Source organism: Streptomyces sp. NPDC042259, from assembly GCF_055582085.1.
In genome coordinates this window covers 96,816-111,931 of record NZ_JBVJDW010000016.1, presented here as the reverse complement: position 1 = coordinate 111,931, position 15,116 = coordinate 96,816, and the positions used below count along the sequence as shown (strand labels likewise).

Sequence of the window (15,116 nt, the reverse complement as noted above, 5' to 3'; positions counted from 1 at the left end):
GGCCCTTCGCGATCAACGCCACCTGGTTCTCGTGCTGGGCGGCGTCGACCAGCTGGTAGAGCAGCGGCCGGGCCACCGACACCAGCAACGGGGCCACCGGTGCAGGCAGCGAGACGTCGGGGCCCGCGGCGTCTGCCGTTCCCGTGGCAGACGCCGGAGCGGGAGCAGCCCCGGAACCCGGGCGGACGGTGGCAGGGGCGGCAGGGCGGACGGTGGCAGCCGAGGCGGAGACGGCGGCACCGGGCGCACCCTCCGCCCTGGCAGCCGCGGCGTCCGGGCCGGGCACAGCACCGGGCGCAGTGCCTGGGACGGCAGCGTCCGGGGTAACGGCGTCCGGGCCGGGCACAACGGCATCAGCGGGTTGTGGCGACGTGGGCGGCATCAACGGCTCCGTGAGGACAGTGGCGGCGGGAGCAGAGACAGGCGCGGAGGGCAGCCCACCAGCGGCAGGCAGGCGGTGCCAGAGGCACACAGGCACCAGACTCGCCAGCGCGGGGCGCTTCAGAACACGGTCGAGACGCTCATCACCAGCCAGAACCAGCGCGAAGCAGTCGGGGGCCCGGTGCGCCCACATCCCGTACAGCAGCTCAAGAGCGTCGGTGCGCAGCCGGTGGGCGTCGGGCACGACCACCAGGCGGGCAGAGCGCCTCAGTTCACCGGCGATCATCTCCTCGGCGTCGGCCAGGATCCGCGGCCGGGGCCGGCGCTGGTCGAGCCCGAGGGCGGTGTAGAGGGCCCGGCTCATGGCCGAGCGGTCTCGCTGCGCGCCCACGCGCACCCACACGGCCGTCAGGCCCGGGTCGGTCGTCTGGCGTGCTGTGACGGCCCCCTCCACAGCAGCGGTGGCGGCGGGGCCGGTCACGCACAAGATCTCCCGGTCGGCGACAACGTCGACCAGCGCCCCGGCCAAGGCCCCGGCCAGGGCGCTGCCCCCGGCCAGGGCCGCGGGGGCAGCGGAGGAGCCAGAGGCGGCACGGGGCGCAGCACCGGCAGCGGCGGGGGATGCGGCGCGGTCCGGCGACGATGCGGCAGACATCAACAAGCTCCAACAGGGGTGGCAGGGGCGGGCGGTCAACGACGAGCGGCAGAGCGGCGGGGCGGCGGGTATCAGCCGTCATAGGCGAGGCGGGCGTGCCAGGCGACACCGGGACCGGACGGGCCCGGAAGGGGGGTCAGTACGGGCGCGTGGTGCACCTGCAGGTGAGCGGCGAGCATGGTCAGCTCGGACATCACCAGGGCGTGGTGGATATCGCGCAGCTCCCGCTCCACGGCTTCGCCGTCCTCGTCGTCCTGGTGGTGGTTCTGGGGCGGTGACCAGGTGCCGGAGGTGAGCGCGGCGCTATCGGGCGCGGTCACGGCGGGGCCGTACGGGGAGAGCGTGAGCAACTGGCCCGGCCCGGTGGCGACATCCGCCGGGTCCACCCGGCGGCCGGCCGCCCGGCGAGGCACCGGCGGCGGCACCAGGCAGCACGGCCTGCTTTCCCCGGCACCGGGGCCAGGGGCGGACACCGGGCGCGTCACCGGCACCGGGGCGCGGACCACGCCCGGCCGGCTGGCAGCAGGACCGGCCGCAGCGGCGGGACCGTAGGTGAGCCACAGGACGACCGCGCCGTTACCATCCGGCCCGTTGTCCTCGTCCAGCGGCAGGCACGGATCGGGCCGGTGGGGCGGGAAGACCTGACGACCGCGGTAGGTGAACCACTCCCCTACCTCGTGGACCAGGAGCGTGGCGAGCCCGTAGTGGGCCTGCGCCACCGCCAGGGCCAACACCTCGGCGTCACTCGCGCCGTGCGCGCACGCGGCGATCAGCTCATCGTCCGCCCAGTGCTCAAACCAGTGCATGGCGAGCACCGGGCCGGACGGGTCGAGGACGTCCGGGGCGGTGAACCGCACACGCGCGGTGAAGCACTCCGGATCCGTACCCGGCCCGGACCAGTGCAGGCGGATGCCCCGGTGGTCGAACGTGACCGCGGCCAGCAGAGCGGCCAGACGCTCCCCGTGCTCGGCGACCGCCTGCCCGCGGCACGGACGACACAACGACTCCCCGGCCGTCGGCCCGTACCGGCCACACACACAACGGAGGCTGTCACGGGCCAAAGGCGGTGCGTACGCCACCAGAGACGGCAACAGCGACAGCGAGGCAGCCGGGAACGGCTGAGCGCTGGCGACACCGGCCGGGACACCGGCGGGCAGACCGGCGGGCAGCAGATCCGGCAGCGGGCGCGGGGCGGAGCCCAAGGCGGGCGCGATCGCAGCCGGGGCACCGGCCCAGGCGGCAACCGGAGCACCACCGCCGGGGGCACCAGCCGCGATCGCATCCGGGCTACCGCCGGAGGCACCAGCCAAGCCGACAGCGGGCACGGCAGGCGGCGTACTGAAGGGCACACCAGACACGACCGGGCACGCCGGCGCCGAGGGACCCGGCGCTCCCACACCCACGGGCACGGGCACGGGCAGCCCGGCAGGGCCGGACACAGCCGAGGGGCGCGGCATGGAGCACTCCGACCCCAGCACGACCCGAGCCGGACCGCACACAGGGGCGGGGACAGGCGACATCAACGGCTCCAGGCAGACGACGAGAAGCGGGACACCAGGACAGAGAAAACAGCGGGCAGAAGCCTCACCAGGCACCAACAGCCCAGCAGCACAAGAGAGTTCACACACACCCCACCAGACACGTAACACCCTACCCGACCCGTAACAGCAGACGCCAACAGGAACACAGAAGACACGTAACAAACTGGGGACGAGAGGAAGGAGAGGCGGAGAACAGCGGCGGCGGAGGCGAGCGGGCACGGGGCAAGGCCCGGGCGCCCCCGCCCGGGCGGGGGCGAGGCACAGCGAGAGCAGCGGGGCGGGGCCAGGCAGGAGCGAAGAGGAAGGAAGAGGCGCAGACGCGCAGAGGCGGACAGGCAGGGCACGACAGACAACGGCGGGCAGGACCGACACAGAGGGCACATCCCCCGCGGTGGAGACCGGAGCGGATGGCCCCCGTGCGAGCTGCGGACAAAGGCTTCACGCTGGAAATGAGCGCGCCCTGCTGCGGAGGAAAGATCATGACGACGCCGGAGAACCGACGCATCTTCATCGCGTACCCATGGGCGCTCTACCAGGACCGTGCTGCCTACAAGCGGACATACACCACAATGCAGAGGGCCCTTAAGGTGCAGTTCGTCTTCGCCGAACAGCGGGTCGAAACTGGCACTGTGCTCGAGAAGATCATCAGAATGATCGAGTCTGCGTCCTTCGGCATCTATGACGTCTCGGGCTGGAACGCCAACGTCACACTCGAGTACGGGATCGCCCGAGGCCTTGGAAGCAGGGCCTTTATCGCCTTCAACCCGGAGAAGACAGACCCAAACGATGTCCCGAGCGACGTACGCGGCTACGACAGATTGCAGTACCAGAGCCTTGAAGACCTGAGGGATGCAGTCGAAGACCTCGTTGTTGCCGAACTCGGAACAGGGGCGCCAGCGCCTGACCCGCTTGAGGAACACCGCCGCGCAATCATGGCACTGCTCCGTGAGAACCCCGGTCAGACCGTCCGCCAACTCGCCGAGAGCAGCGGGCACAAGAAGGACTACGTGCAACTACTCCTCGGCCGCAGTACAGGGGAGCTCAGAACCGAGGGCGCCACAAAAGGCACGAAGTACTATCCGGCGCCGTAGGCAACTTCTTCTCCATACGGAGAGATCCACGGCACCCTCACGCTGCTAATGCGCCAGCCCGCACACAGCGAAGCATGGTGAACAACCCAACCCGCACTGCGGGCGACCGGCAGAGGACGCGGGCGGACGACGGGACGGCCGGAAGCGGCGCGGACAAGCCGGGGCGGACACGGAGGGCACGACAGCGGACGGCCGGCCGCAGGGCCGAGGCGAGACGGCATGCGGACCGACGGGAGCCCGGTTCGTCTGGCAGGGGCTGAGGGTCCCTCTGGGGCAAGTTCTGGCGAGGCCCAGGACTGGAGCTGGCTGTGCCGGTAGCGTGGGCCCGAGCGGATATCGAGGAGGAGCCATGGCAGAGGTGATTCCATACGACCGGGACGAGGAAGCCCTCGTACGGCGGATCAAGGCCCAGGAGGCTGCGTTCGCCGAGCTGGATCGTGAGCCCCGTACGATCAGCATCAGTGGGCCGGTCAAGGTCAGCTTTGGCGGCGAAGACTTCGAGGTACCGCTCACGGTGAAGGACCTCCAGGCCGTCCTTGCGGAGCAGGATCGTGTCGCCTTTGAGGAAGAGATCGCCATTGCCGCGCCGGGCACGGCAGGCAAGGTCATTCGCAAGTGGGCGCTCCACGTGATCCCGGGAGACGACCTGGACCGTGTTGACGTGCTCCTTCTGGCCGAGCGGCAAGCATCGGTCTCCGCGGTGGCCGCTGCATGAGCTACCGCGTCGCCTTCGCCCCTCCGGCCTCAGAAGCTCTGGGGAAGCTGCCAGACCCGGCCGCCTTCAGAGCCAAGGTCGAAGGCACTATCGGCATGGCCCCCTACGGACACGGCTCAACTGCGGTCGGCAATGACCGGGACCGGCGGGAGGCCGTGGTAGAGAGCGTCATCCTGCGCTACATGGTCTCGACGAGCATCCTGACTGTGACCGTGGTCCGGCTTGTCGGACCACCGTGAACTCCCCTATGCCCGCTCCCGAGGCCCCCGCAACGAGCCAGATGCGAGGGGCCTCCGTCATGCCGAGGGGCAGAAACGAGGACAGGGCAGTGGCACAGGGCAGTGGCAGCGGGCCCGCGGGCGGGAAGAAACCGGGAAACGGCGAAGCGGGACGGGGTCGTCAACCAGCGGCAAACGCAGGCCGGGCACCAGGCATCCGGCGGCGAACGCCGGTTAGGCCGGAGCGAGGGCGGCCGCGAGAACGGCAGACCGAGAAGCGGATGTCCCGAGCGAAGTCCACTTGTGGGTCGACGCCCACCAACACCTGGCCTACTGGGCCACCGACCCCGCCACCGGCCGGCCTACCGCCATCACTTGGCAGCGGCACCACGTCGTCCACCACCCGGACCCCGGCCCCGCCCGCGCGCCAAGGCCGATGTCGGCTCCGCGGCTACCGCTGCTGAAGCCAGGTGATCTCTGCTGTCGGCTGTGGGCCGGCTCCCGGCTTCTGCCAGCGGCGAGCCAGCAGGCCGTAGAGGAGGGTGTCGGTCCACATGCCGGTGTTGATATTCAAGGTGAACTCGGGGCGTAGGCCTTCGAGATCGAAGCCCACGCGTTCCAGCAGGCGGGCCGAGGGAGTGTTGCGGACGTCGCATTCGGCACAGACCCGGTGCAGCCCCCGGCCGAAGAGGTGACCGAGCACGGCGCGAACGGCCTCGGTGGCGTATCCCTGGCCGTGTAGGGCCGGGGCGAGGGTGTAGCCGAGGTCGGCCTGCAGGCGGTTGTCGTGGAGGTTCACGCCGAGGTCGCCCGCCAGGCTCCGATCGGCCTTCAGTTCGATGGCGTACTGGAACCAACCGGGCTGTTCGGGATCTTGTTCGCTGTAGACACGGGCCTGGTCGGTAGCGGCTCCGGGCGTGAGGGGCGAGGGCCATGCCTGGTAGCGAGCTATGTCCGGGTCGTTGCGGTAGGCCGCCATGGGGGCCGCGTCCTGGCTCCGGAAACGGCGCAGGACCAGGCGCGGGGTCTCAATCTCGGTCATCGGCGCAGTGTCACACGGCATGGTCGAACCAGCTGCGCTTTCGGGAGGACTCCCGGGGGGGGCACCGTTAGCAACAGCGCGAGGCATCCCCCTCCATACACACCGCCTGCGCGCCGTCGCAGCCGTCGCAGCCGTCGCAGCCGTCGCAGCCGTCGCAGCCGTCGACGACGCGTGCCGTTCCGGACCTGTTGGAGCCGTGCCTGGCACGGCGCGAGCAGGACATAGCCATGTAGAGGCCGGGACGGTCGGTGTGACTGCCTTGGTAGATCACCAGGGGCACCGGGGGGAACGGGGTCGTCCACCACGACTTCTCTACGGCTTGGCGTAAGTCGCGGCGTGGTCGGCCAGCGCCAAGCGGGCGTGCGCGCTCGGCGACCTCCGACTCGGCCGCCACGAGGGTCCGACACCAGCACGGTGCCGCATCCCCTTGAGCCGAGCCAGTCCCTTGCACTGCGCGTCATCGAGCGCTCAAGGCGCTCGCAAGTGAAATTCGAAGCGGGTTGCACGTAACGGGAGTTTGCTCCGCGCGGGCGGGCCCCGGCCTTCACCGGGGACCCGCCGCTTACGCGTGATGGGCGCGTCACCTCAGTGTGGCGCGGATGCGGACCGTCCTGGCTGATGCGGTACCCAGTGGGCGTGTCAGCGATCGCACTCGGCAGCCCTGCCGAGAGGGGGCTTTGCCGGGATTGTCAGTGGCACCATTTACAGTCATTCAAGACATTTATCGCTTATCGGATGGGCGGTCTCTGTGTGACTGAGGAACACGAGGAAGAAGAGGTGGCGCAGCTGTGGTTGCGCCTGGGCGTCCCGGTCGGAGACCCGTTGAGGCCTCTGGGCTACCTGCACTCGAAGCTTAGGGATGACTATCTGGCGGTCATGGCGGTGCTGGAGGATTCCGTCGTCGACCTGACTCCGCATGAGGTCGCCTGCAAGCTGGCTCAAGGACGTGCTCCCCTGCCAGAGGCCGTGGTGGCTGTGCGGCTGAGGTCCTTGCACAAGACCTACGAGGCAGTCTTGCCTCAGCCAGACTCGGAAGTCAGCCGGTACGAGGAGCTCAACGGATCCAGGTGGCGTTATGCGGCGACGCCGCTCGGCCGGCAGGTACAGCGCTTCTGGGCGCAGCTGGTGTGTGAAGGGGCCGTGCAGCGGGAGGTTCCGGTGTCGGCGCTGGACCGTATGGTCAAGGCGCTGGAGGAGCTATCACAGGGGCCTTCTACCGTAGGGGGCCGGACGGCCGAGATCGTGGACGGGCTGTTTTCTGATCATGAGCATCTGGACAGTGCGCTGGTGGGGCAGGCCGACCTGTTGTCGGAGCTGGCCCGTCGTTTCGATCTCGACGCAGAAGGTGCTGCGGAGCTGAAGACCCTGCTGGTGGGATATGCCACGCACGTGGCGTGGTCGCTAGACCGGTCGGTGGCCCGGGTTCATGCCTGTCTCATGAGTTTGCGTCCGTCGTTCGGCACGCTGGCGGAGGCAGCGAAATCTGCTTCGAGGGCGGGACGCCTAATCGAACGGGGCGTGCTGGCCGCGTCGCGAGGCTCCCGGGCCGAGGACTGGGAACAGCTGGTGTCCTGGTTCAGTCCCTCCAGCGGACGGGCTGCTCGTTTTGCTCAGCAGTTGGTGCGGTCGGTTCCGGTGATGCACAGCAACCTGCAGCGATTGCACGGGGCCGGGGGCACGACATTTCGCGCCAGGGCACTGTCGCTAGCGGTCGCGTGCCGCCATCCCGTCTACGGACGCAGAGTGATGACCGCGGCGCTGGGAGACAGATCGTGGCGCAAGCTGCACAGCATCGCGCCGGACGAGGACGATTCCGCGCCGTCGTGGCATGACGGCCCCAAGGTAGGCGTGGCTCGGTTGCTGCGCCAGACCGGCCGATCGCAGCCGCGCGGAGGTGTGGCGGCCGGTCCACGGCGCGAGGCTGCTGCCGCAGTGCAGGCGGAACGGCGGGCCGTTCGGGAAGCTGAGCGGCGCAGGGTTGTGGGTGAGGTGCTGTCGGGGAGGCGTCCGCTGTCGGATACGGCGGTGCGGGCGGCGCTTCGAGCGGCGATGGCAGCTGCTCAGGCCGTGGCGCGGCAGGGACGCCGTACGGGGGTGTGTGAGGGCTTGGCGTGCACCTTGGTGAGCGTCGATGGGACAACGACGGGGACGGTGGAAGGGGTCTCGTGGCGGATCGTTCTTCCGGGCCGGCTCGCCTTCTTTCATCCGCCAGGGCAGCTGCCATGTGACCTACCGGCCCCTGTCCTGGCCGATGCCGGCGACATGGTGACGCTGCAGGTGGTCCGTTGAACGGGCAGGAGGCTGCGGTGGCGGCATCGGCCGACGAGCAGGCGGACGTCCTTGAGGCGGAGCGTATTGCCGAGATCGTGCAGTTGCTCGAGCGCCGATGCTGGCTTGTGGCTGGCCGGGATGATGCCGCGATCGAGGTCGTTCAGCGCCGGGCGCGGCAGGTGCGTGAGGTGGTGGCCCGGGCGGGACGCGTGATGGTGATCAGTCGGGATCTGGTGCGTCTGCGCAAGCCCCCTCCGCACCCCAAGGATGTGTCCGTACCGCGGGAGGCCGCCCCGGAAGGTACTTGGTACTTCTTGCTGCTGGCGGGCATGTCCAGCTTGCCGCGCTGGGTGGGACTGGGGGATCTCGTGAGCGCGGCACGCAGCGCAGCGAGCGAGAGGGGGATCCCTGTCACGGGAGCAACCGCAGAGTTGCGGCTGATGCTGCAGGGGCTGGCCATGCTGCGGGAACGAGGGCTGATCGAGGAGGTCCAGGGCCGGGTCGAGATGGTGCTGCGCGACGAGAAGCCGGCGGTGCTGCTGGATCTTCGGCACGATCGGCTGCGCCATGTGATCGCCAACGGTCCCCCGCTGGAGGAGGACGGCCAGTGGCAGGACGACCCCGCCGACAGTCCCGCGCAGTGGCTCGCCGCCCTTGAGCGGCCCGGCGATCCCGGTACACGCGTGTGCCAGTTGCTCCTCGACAGTGCTGTCGTGCACACCGTGGATCTCGACGAGGACGAGGCGTCCTGGATGAGCCGCCAGCTGGGCTCTCAAGGGGCTGCTGTCGCAGCAGCCTACGGTCTGGGACTCGAGCGGCGGGCTGAGGGCGGGGCATTCGTCATGCCCGCCGAACGCCTGACCCGTGACGAGCAGCTCGGTCCCGGCGCGTTCCCCGGCCGGTCAGGCGGCACCGTGGCACATGCCTGTCTGCGCTTGCGCGACGTCCTGCTCGCGGATGGCACAAGCACGGCGAATGCCCCGGGGCCCAGGTGGAGCGGCATGGCATTCACTGACGTTCTCACAGTCCTGACCCGTCTGGCCGGCGAGCCCGAGCAGTCGTGGTGGGCCGGGGAACTGCGCGGCAATCCGCTCCTCCTTGCGCAGCGGATCCGCACAGTCTTCGAACACTTGAACCTGCTGCGCATCACCTGTGCCTACGAGGACGTGTGGTGGCTCTCCCCCGCCGCCGCCCGCTGGGACGGCACCGCATCCGCCCTGCCCAGCAATGAGACGCCGGCCCTGCGAACGTAACGGAGACGTGATGGATCACTCGCCCATGGACCACGGTCAGTCCCCCGCCGAGCGGGCCACGGTGCCCGATCAAGCCGCCGGGGAACCGCCGATGGTGGCGCCCGCCGCGCCGACACGCTTCGGCAATCGGTGGCGCCTGGTAGCCGCCGGCGTGGACAACGTCTGGAGGTACCCACGGGAGATCCTGGCCGTCCTGACCGGCCGGCTACTGCTTCGCGGGTCGAACGGCACGGGGAAGACAACTCTGCTTGAAGCCCTCTTTCCCTTCCTGCTCACGCTCGACTCGCGTCTGCTGCGATCCGGCCGCAACCGCTACACCACCCTGACGCAGTTGATGGCTGACGGAGCATTGGGCAAGCGGCGTTTCGGATACCTGTGGCTGGCCTTCGCAAGCCCCAGCACACAGGATCCCCGGCCGGAGCCCGGAGAGGTGCACAGCTATGGCGTGCGTCTGGAGTTCAACGACGGCGCCACTACGCCCGTCACCCTGGTGCCCTTTCGCGCCACCGGTACGGCACCCGCCGTGCTCACCGCGCATGGCGCGTTCGGCGAACCCGTCGCCCGGGACACCTTCACCGCCGAAATCGAAGCGGCTGGCGGGGAGGTGTACGAGGATGTGGACTCCTACGTCGAGGACTTGGCACAGCGCGTGTATGGATGCACCGCTGCCGAACTTCGGAAGATGGCCGACCGTATCCACCGCGTCCGCAACCCGCACCTTCTGGCCGTACTGTCCGCGCACGACGCTGAGAAGGAACTGCTCGGCAGCCTCCCTTCGGTGAGCGAGGAGGTCATCAGCGCCACCGGGCAGGCCCTTGCCTCCGCCGAGCAGACCCGTCTGCGCTACGCGTACGAGGCCACCACAGCCGACCGGCTCGACGAACTTGCCCGGGCGTGGACAGCAGTGGTGGTCGGCCGCGTCGCCGCGTGCCTGAAGACGGAACGAGCCGCCGCCGAGGACCTGGCCGCCAGCGAGCAACAGCTCACTGCCACTGCGGCTGCTGCGGCCGCAGCCCGGACCCGCGCCGAGGACAGCGCAGTGGACATGGAGCGACTGTGTGCTGAACGAGCCGTGGCCCAGGCTACGGTGACAGCTTTGAGTCAGGATGGCGACCTGTCGGCGGCGGACCGGCTGCAGCGGGCCCGGGAAGCACGCGCAGCCTGTGCAGCGGCGTACGAGGTCCGCTGCGACAACGTCGCGCTGACCCTCTCGGTGCGCCTCCAGCAATCCACCCGAGTGCGGGAAATGGCGCGCGCGCTGCAGGAGGACCTGCAGGCCGCCCTCGAAGGGGCACCGCACACACCGTACGCGTCGGGCGGTGTGCCTGTTCGTCTCGCGACCCGGAGCCTGCCGGGCCTAAAGATCGGCGATCGCTGCTTCCCCGCCGACGAGCTGGTGGACGTGACCGCTGACCCTGCCGCGGCCGAGGCGCTGGCCGCTGAACTGGAGGCCGGCGCCCAGGCGCAGGAATCGCGGTGCCAGCGGGCCGCGGCCGCGAAGATCGACTATGAACCGGTGGATGAGGCACATACGCAGGCACAGGATGCTCTTGGGGAGGCGGCCAAGGACGCCCACCTGGCCGACACCCAGCGCGAGCAATACCAGCAAGCCGCTCACACGGCTATGACAGCGGCAGCTGGTGCGCTCGACGAGATCATCGCCTGGGGCAAGGGCCATCTGCCCGCCCGGGTACTGCGTGCCCAGCAGGACACCGAGGTCTGGTGCGCACCGTCACTGGCCCTGCAGCTGGAAGACTGGCGGGGGCTGGAACCCGCACTGGTCGCGGAGCACCTCGACGGCCTGCACCAGCAGACGGGCGCCCGCGCCGACAAGGAACGCAGCCGGGCCCGGAGCCGTTGCGCATGGCACACCGGGCAAGCCGCTACCGCCGACGAGCTGGCCGAGGCGGCCGAGGCCGAGGCAGACGCGTGGCGAGACGGCAAACTACCGCCGTTCCCTGGCCCGGCATGGCAATCGGACGTACCCGCCGCCGAGGAGATGTTCGGAGAGCTGGTGCAGTGGCGCCCCGGACGCGCTCCCGCAGAGGGCCCGGAAAGGGACCTGCTGGAAGCGGTCATCGCCGCGACCGGCCTGCTCTCGGCTACATTGCGCGACGGGGAGCTGCATGCCGGCGTTCGCTGGACGGTGACGCCTCATGGGTCGGCCTTCCCCCGCACTCTGGCCGACGTCCTTCAACCTGCCGCTGACCATCCACTCGATCAACAGATCCGCGCTGTCCTGGTCCGGATCGCTCTCCTGCCCACCGCGATCGCAACCGCCGGCGACCCGCACGGCGCACTGGTGATCGGACGCGACGGCACCTACCGTGCCGGGGTACTCAGTGCCCGCATCCCCGCAGCTGACCAGCCCGCCCTGCTTGAGCCGGCCCAGTACATCGGCACGCAGGCCCGTCAACGCGGTGCCCGCCGCCGGGAAGAGACAGCGCGCCGACACGCCACCCACCGGCACGCACAAGCCCGACGCCACCGGGCGGCAGCGCTCCGCCTGAACGACCACGCCGACACCACTACCCGCATCCTCTCGTGGTTTCCCGCCCAGAAGATCTTGTGCGTGCACGTGACGGAACAGGCCCGCGCCGCTGCGGCCCAAGCCGACGCCGCCGCCCGTGCCGCGGCACGTGCCAGCACGGAGAAAGCCCAGCAGCTCGAGGAGGCCCACCGAAAGGCGTGGTCGGTGTGGCGGGCCAACACTGAGCGCATGGGACTGCCGACCGACATCGCCCAGCTGATCCAGGTCATCGCTGACGGCACCCAGCAGCGTGATGTGCTGCTGCGCGCCTGCGCAGGAGTCCGGCGGCTCCTCCCTCGCATGACGGACCTCAGCCGCTCGGTCACCGAGTTGCCCGACACGAACGCCGACCTTGAACGCGCCGTCGTCGAGGCACGCTCCAGCCACCACGAGCTCCTCGCGGCCGAAGCCGAAGTCATCGCCCGCGAACGGCAGTGCACCCCGCAGGTGCTGCAGGCCCAGCAGCGGCTCGACGACGCCACGCTGGAGTCCCAGCGCCTGGAGGAGGCAGTGAAACAGGCACAGAAAGCCGACGAGCGAGCCCGCGAAGAGCAGACCAGAACCGATGAGCGTCTGCGCGCAGCGCGCGATCGACATCACCAAGCCCGTCCTGCCCTCGACACTGCGCGCCGGCTCCTCCAGCAGCTTCTCGTCGCACCCGGAGTTCGCACAGCTCTGGACGCAGAACAAGTCCCCGAGGTCTTGGACGAAACCGCTGTGTGCCACTTGGGCGAACTGCTCGCACGGTGCACGGCCCCCGCATCCGTGGCTGCCGCGGTCGCCGAAGCGGAGAGGTGCTGGGACAAAGTGCGTGATCACCTTTCCGCACAAGGTGAGGAGGAATGGCACCGCAGCCACGGCATCACCCATGAGGACCTCCCCGCCTACCAACTCAGCCGAGATGGCCGGCACTACGCCCCACCACAGGCCGTGCTCGCCGCACGATCGCTCCAAGAACGCGCCCTCGCCTCCTTCAACGCCGTCGAGGACAAGGTCATCGAGCAATTCGTCGTGGGCTGTCTCCCTTCGGCGATCGGCAGGGCCTGGCAGGAACTCGAAGAGTGGACGAAGAAGGTCAACACGAACATGGCACTCGCCGCCGCTTCCTCAGGGCTCCACGTCAGGGTCGACCTGCCGCTGCGCGGGGACCTTCCGGACTCCCTGCGCACCATTCACGAACTGTGCTGCAAGACCTCGGACGCCGTACGCACCCCGGAACAGCAAGAGCGCGTCGGCCAGGAAGTGCTGACCGAGCTACGCCTGGGCGATCGCGACAGCGCGACCACCGACGACGACTGTGAAGGCATCGCGCAGCGCCTGCGGCACATCGTGGACATCCGCAGCTGGATCACCGTCCGCTACATGATCACCCGAGACGGGGGGAAACCCGAGCGGTGGGGTAGCAGGACGACCTTGTCGAAGGGCGAGAGCCGGCTGGTGGCCCTCGCGCCGATGCTCGCTGCCCTGGCCACCGCCCACACTGAACTCTCCCCCACCGCGCCCCGCATCATGGCGCTGGATGAGGTGCCCGCCGAGGTCGACGACCAAGGACGAGACGGCCTGGCCCGCTTCCTGGCCAGCCTCGACCTGGACATCATCTGCACCAGCCACCAGTGGGACGGCTCCCCCGATGCCTGGGACGGCATCGACGGCTACGACCTCGAACGCATCGGCGATCTCGTCCTTTCCGCACCGATGAGCACCCACAGCACCTCCGTCGCTCTCATGCCCGGCAACCTCCCCAAGGCCGGCGGCACACCAGAGCGGCTCTCGTGAGCGGCTGTGGCCTGTGCAACGGCGCGTGTGCGGAAGCGGATCTGGGACCGCTCCTCGTGCCCGATCTGACCTGGCTGTGGCGCCAGGTCGCCCGCCGGGCGGACCGTACCGGTAACACCGACCAAACCCGCGGGCGGCTGAAGGTCGACGCTCCGGCCAGCGCGGCCGAACGCTACAGTGCCCGCGGCCTGATCGGCGACGCCCCTCTGCACCCCGGCCAGACCCGCTCCGTCAACCTCGCCGACTTGCACACCCGCCTCCAGATCCACGGCCCCCACCTCACCCCCGGCGCGGTCGCCGCGCACGCACTCGACCGTCCTCTGGGCACCGCCGTACAAAGCCGCCGCACCTCCGCGGCACGTACCCGAGATCTCGCCCAGTACGGCCAGGACCTGCTCGCGAAACTGCCCACAGCAGCCCCGCATCGCCCCGATCCCGCAGCGTGCTGGCAATCCCTTCGCAGCGCCGGCTGGGAAGCCCGGGTAGGGAAAGCACCGGACCCCGAACGCCTGCTGGAGCGGGCGGCGGCCGTCCTGGCCACATTGCGCTCGAGCACCCGCATCGACCGACGGGTTCTGGCCCGCACCATCACCGGCGACCCCCACGGCCTGGACCGCGGGACCGACCTGGGCGGACTCGTCCTGGCCATACTGGCCGGCGACACACCCCCGGACACCCGCGGAGACAACCGCGCGGCCTGGTCCAGGCTCAACGTCGACTGCGACAACCTCACCAACGGCCTGATCAGCATCAACGTCCACCCGGCAGGATGGGAGGTACCAGATCCCCTCCTCATCCTTGCTCCACATCACCTGGCATCCTGCACCTGGCCCGCTCCCCATGACGAAGAGTCCGGCTGGATCTTCATCACCGAAAACCCGTCCGTGGCCACCGCGGCACTCAAGAGCGCGAACCCCGAGCGCATCCGGCTGCTGTGCACCAACGGCACCCCCTCAACCACTGCCATCGCCACCCTCACCTGCCTCAGCACTGCCGGATGGAAGATCGCGGTGCGTGCGGACTTCGACATCGCGGGGCTGCGGCACGTCAACACCATGCTCCAAGCCCTGCCCGACGCGGTCCCCTGGCGCATGCACAGCACCGACTACCAGTTCAGCCTGCACCCCGATCCCTACACGCCCCACACGCTCGACGTCGGCAACCTCCCCGACACCCCGTGGGACCCACCTCTGAGCCGCATGATGCGGGACACCGGCCAACCGGCCTACGAGGAGGCCCTCATCGACGACCTGTGCGCCGAGCTCCTCCTCGGCTCCCCAAGCCCCTACGCCACGCCCCTCGCAACCACCCTCGTACACTCCGGCTGTCCCGCCGCTGGCCTATCACATATGGATGGAGAGCACCTCCATGCCCGGCTCCGATCTGCCAGCGTCTGACGACCCGTGACTGCCGAGACATGCATTGCACCGCTGGCCGAGCGACGTCCACCGAACCGAGCTCATCCATGGGACTCTGCTCTTCAGCGGGCGCGTCGACGAGCGCGACGTCGCCCAACTCGCCTACCCGTGCTGACGGGTACTGCTGAACTCCAGCGGCAGCATCGAGGGCCATCCGGGCGTGGATGAACCCGTATCCCTCCTTGACCAGTAGGCGCGAACGCCATCGAAACGGTGCGACGCCGC

9 protein-coding genes and 1 pseudogene are annotated in these 15,116 nt (G+C 69.5%); 7 read left to right on the top strand and 3 right to left on the bottom strand.

Translation table 11 applies throughout. The annotated features are described in order from the left end of the window. Both ACZ6MA_RS31325 and ACZ6MA_RS31320 read right to left on the bottom strand, forming a co-directional pair. Positions 1–862, bottom strand: a pseudogene (locus ACZ6MA_RS31325) (hypothetical protein); the annotation flags it as partial. Positions 863–1,107: 245 nt separating this feature from the next. Next, on the bottom strand, positions 1,108–2,238 hold the full coding sequence (locus tag ACZ6MA_RS31320; RefSeq protein ID WP_469437976.1) for a hypothetical protein: 1,131 nt from the start codon (positions 2,236–2,238) through the stop codon (positions 1,108–1,110). Positions 2,239–3,056: 818 nt separating this feature from the next. Here ACZ6MA_RS31320 and ACZ6MA_RS31315 point away from each other — a divergent pair. The 3 genes from ACZ6MA_RS31315 (at position 3,057) to ACZ6MA_RS31305 (ending at position 4,622) form a co-directional block, all read left to right on the top strand. Further along, on the top strand, positions 3,057–3,668 hold the full coding sequence (locus tag ACZ6MA_RS31315) for a hypothetical protein (protein WP_469437974.1): 612 nt from the start codon (positions 3,057–3,059) through the stop codon (positions 3,666–3,668). 349 nt (positions 3,669–4,017) lie between these two features. Beyond that, on the top strand, positions 4,018–4,383 hold the full coding sequence (locus ACZ6MA_RS31310) for a hypothetical protein (RefSeq protein WP_469437973.1): 366 nt from the start codon (positions 4,018–4,020) through the stop codon (positions 4,381–4,383). Beyond that, positions 4,380–4,622 (top strand): hypothetical protein, encoded by a 243-nt coding sequence (locus ACZ6MA_RS31305; RefSeq protein WP_469437971.1) that lies wholly within the window; start codon positions 4,380–4,382, stop codon positions 4,620–4,622. The genes ACZ6MA_RS31310 and ACZ6MA_RS31305 overlap by 4 nt, the downstream gene beginning before the upstream one ends. A gap of 430 nt (positions 4,623–5,052) precedes the next feature. Here ACZ6MA_RS31305 and ACZ6MA_RS31300 read toward each other — a convergent pair whose 3' ends face one another. After that, complete coding sequence (locus tag ACZ6MA_RS31300; RefSeq protein ID WP_469437969.1) at positions 5,053–5,643, bottom strand: GNAT family N-acetyltransferase; 591 nt, start codon at positions 5,641–5,643, stop codon at positions 5,053–5,055. 750 nt (positions 5,644–6,393) lie between these two features. On the opposite strand from ACZ6MA_RS31300, the gene ACZ6MA_RS31295 reads away from it, so the two are divergent. Genes ACZ6MA_RS31295 through ACZ6MA_RS31280 form a run of 4 tightly spaced genes read left to right on the top strand, consistent with a single transcriptional unit; the run spans position 6,394 to position 14,870 of the window. After that, positions 6,394–7,932, top strand: a complete 1,539-nt coding sequence (locus ACZ6MA_RS31295) for a DUF2397 family protein (RefSeq protein WP_469437967.1) — start codon at positions 6,394–6,396, stop codon at positions 7,930–7,932. Continuing rightward, on the top strand, positions 7,929–9,167 hold the full coding sequence (locus ACZ6MA_RS31290) for a DUF2398 family protein (protein ID WP_469437966.1): 1,239 nt from the start codon (positions 7,929–7,931) through the stop codon (positions 9,165–9,167). Before ACZ6MA_RS31295 ends, ACZ6MA_RS31290 begins: the two co-directional genes overlap by 4 nt. A 25-nt stretch (positions 9,168–9,192) precedes the next feature. Next, positions 9,193–13,473: an SbcC/MukB-like Walker B domain-containing protein gene (locus ACZ6MA_RS31285; protein ID WP_469437965.1), complete on the top strand. Its 4,281-nt coding sequence runs from the start codon at positions 9,193–9,195 to the stop codon at positions 13,471–13,473. Next, positions 13,470–14,870, top strand: a complete 1,401-nt coding sequence (locus ACZ6MA_RS31280) for a DUF2399 domain-containing protein (protein ID WP_469437963.1) — start codon at positions 13,470–13,472, stop codon at positions 14,868–14,870. Before ACZ6MA_RS31285 ends, ACZ6MA_RS31280 begins: the two co-directional genes overlap by 4 nt. Positions 14,871–15,116: the final 246 nt, after the last annotated feature.

What these genes read in the sequence shown, in the direction of transcription:
- ACZ6MA_RS31305 (WP_469437971.1), top strand. Translation starts at nt 4,380, where the DNA reads ATGAGCTACCGCGTCGCCTTCGCCCCTCCGGCCTCAGAAGCTCTGGGG.
- ACZ6MA_RS31285 (WP_469437965.1), top strand. Translation starts at nt 9,193, where the DNA reads ATGGACCACGGTCAGTCCCCCGCCGAGCGGGCCACGGTGCCCGATCAA.
- ACZ6MA_RS31315 (WP_469437974.1), top strand. Translation starts at nt 3,057, where the DNA reads ATGACGACGCCGGAGAACCGACGCATCTTCATCGCGTACCCATGGGCG.
- ACZ6MA_RS31310 (WP_469437973.1), top strand. Translation starts at nt 4,018, where the DNA reads ATGGCAGAGGTGATTCCATACGACCGGGACGAGGAAGCCCTCGTACGG.
- ACZ6MA_RS31300 (WP_469437969.1), bottom strand. Translation starts at nt 5,643, where the DNA reads ATGACCGAGATTGAGACCCCGCGCCTGGTCCTGCGCCGTTTCCGGAGC.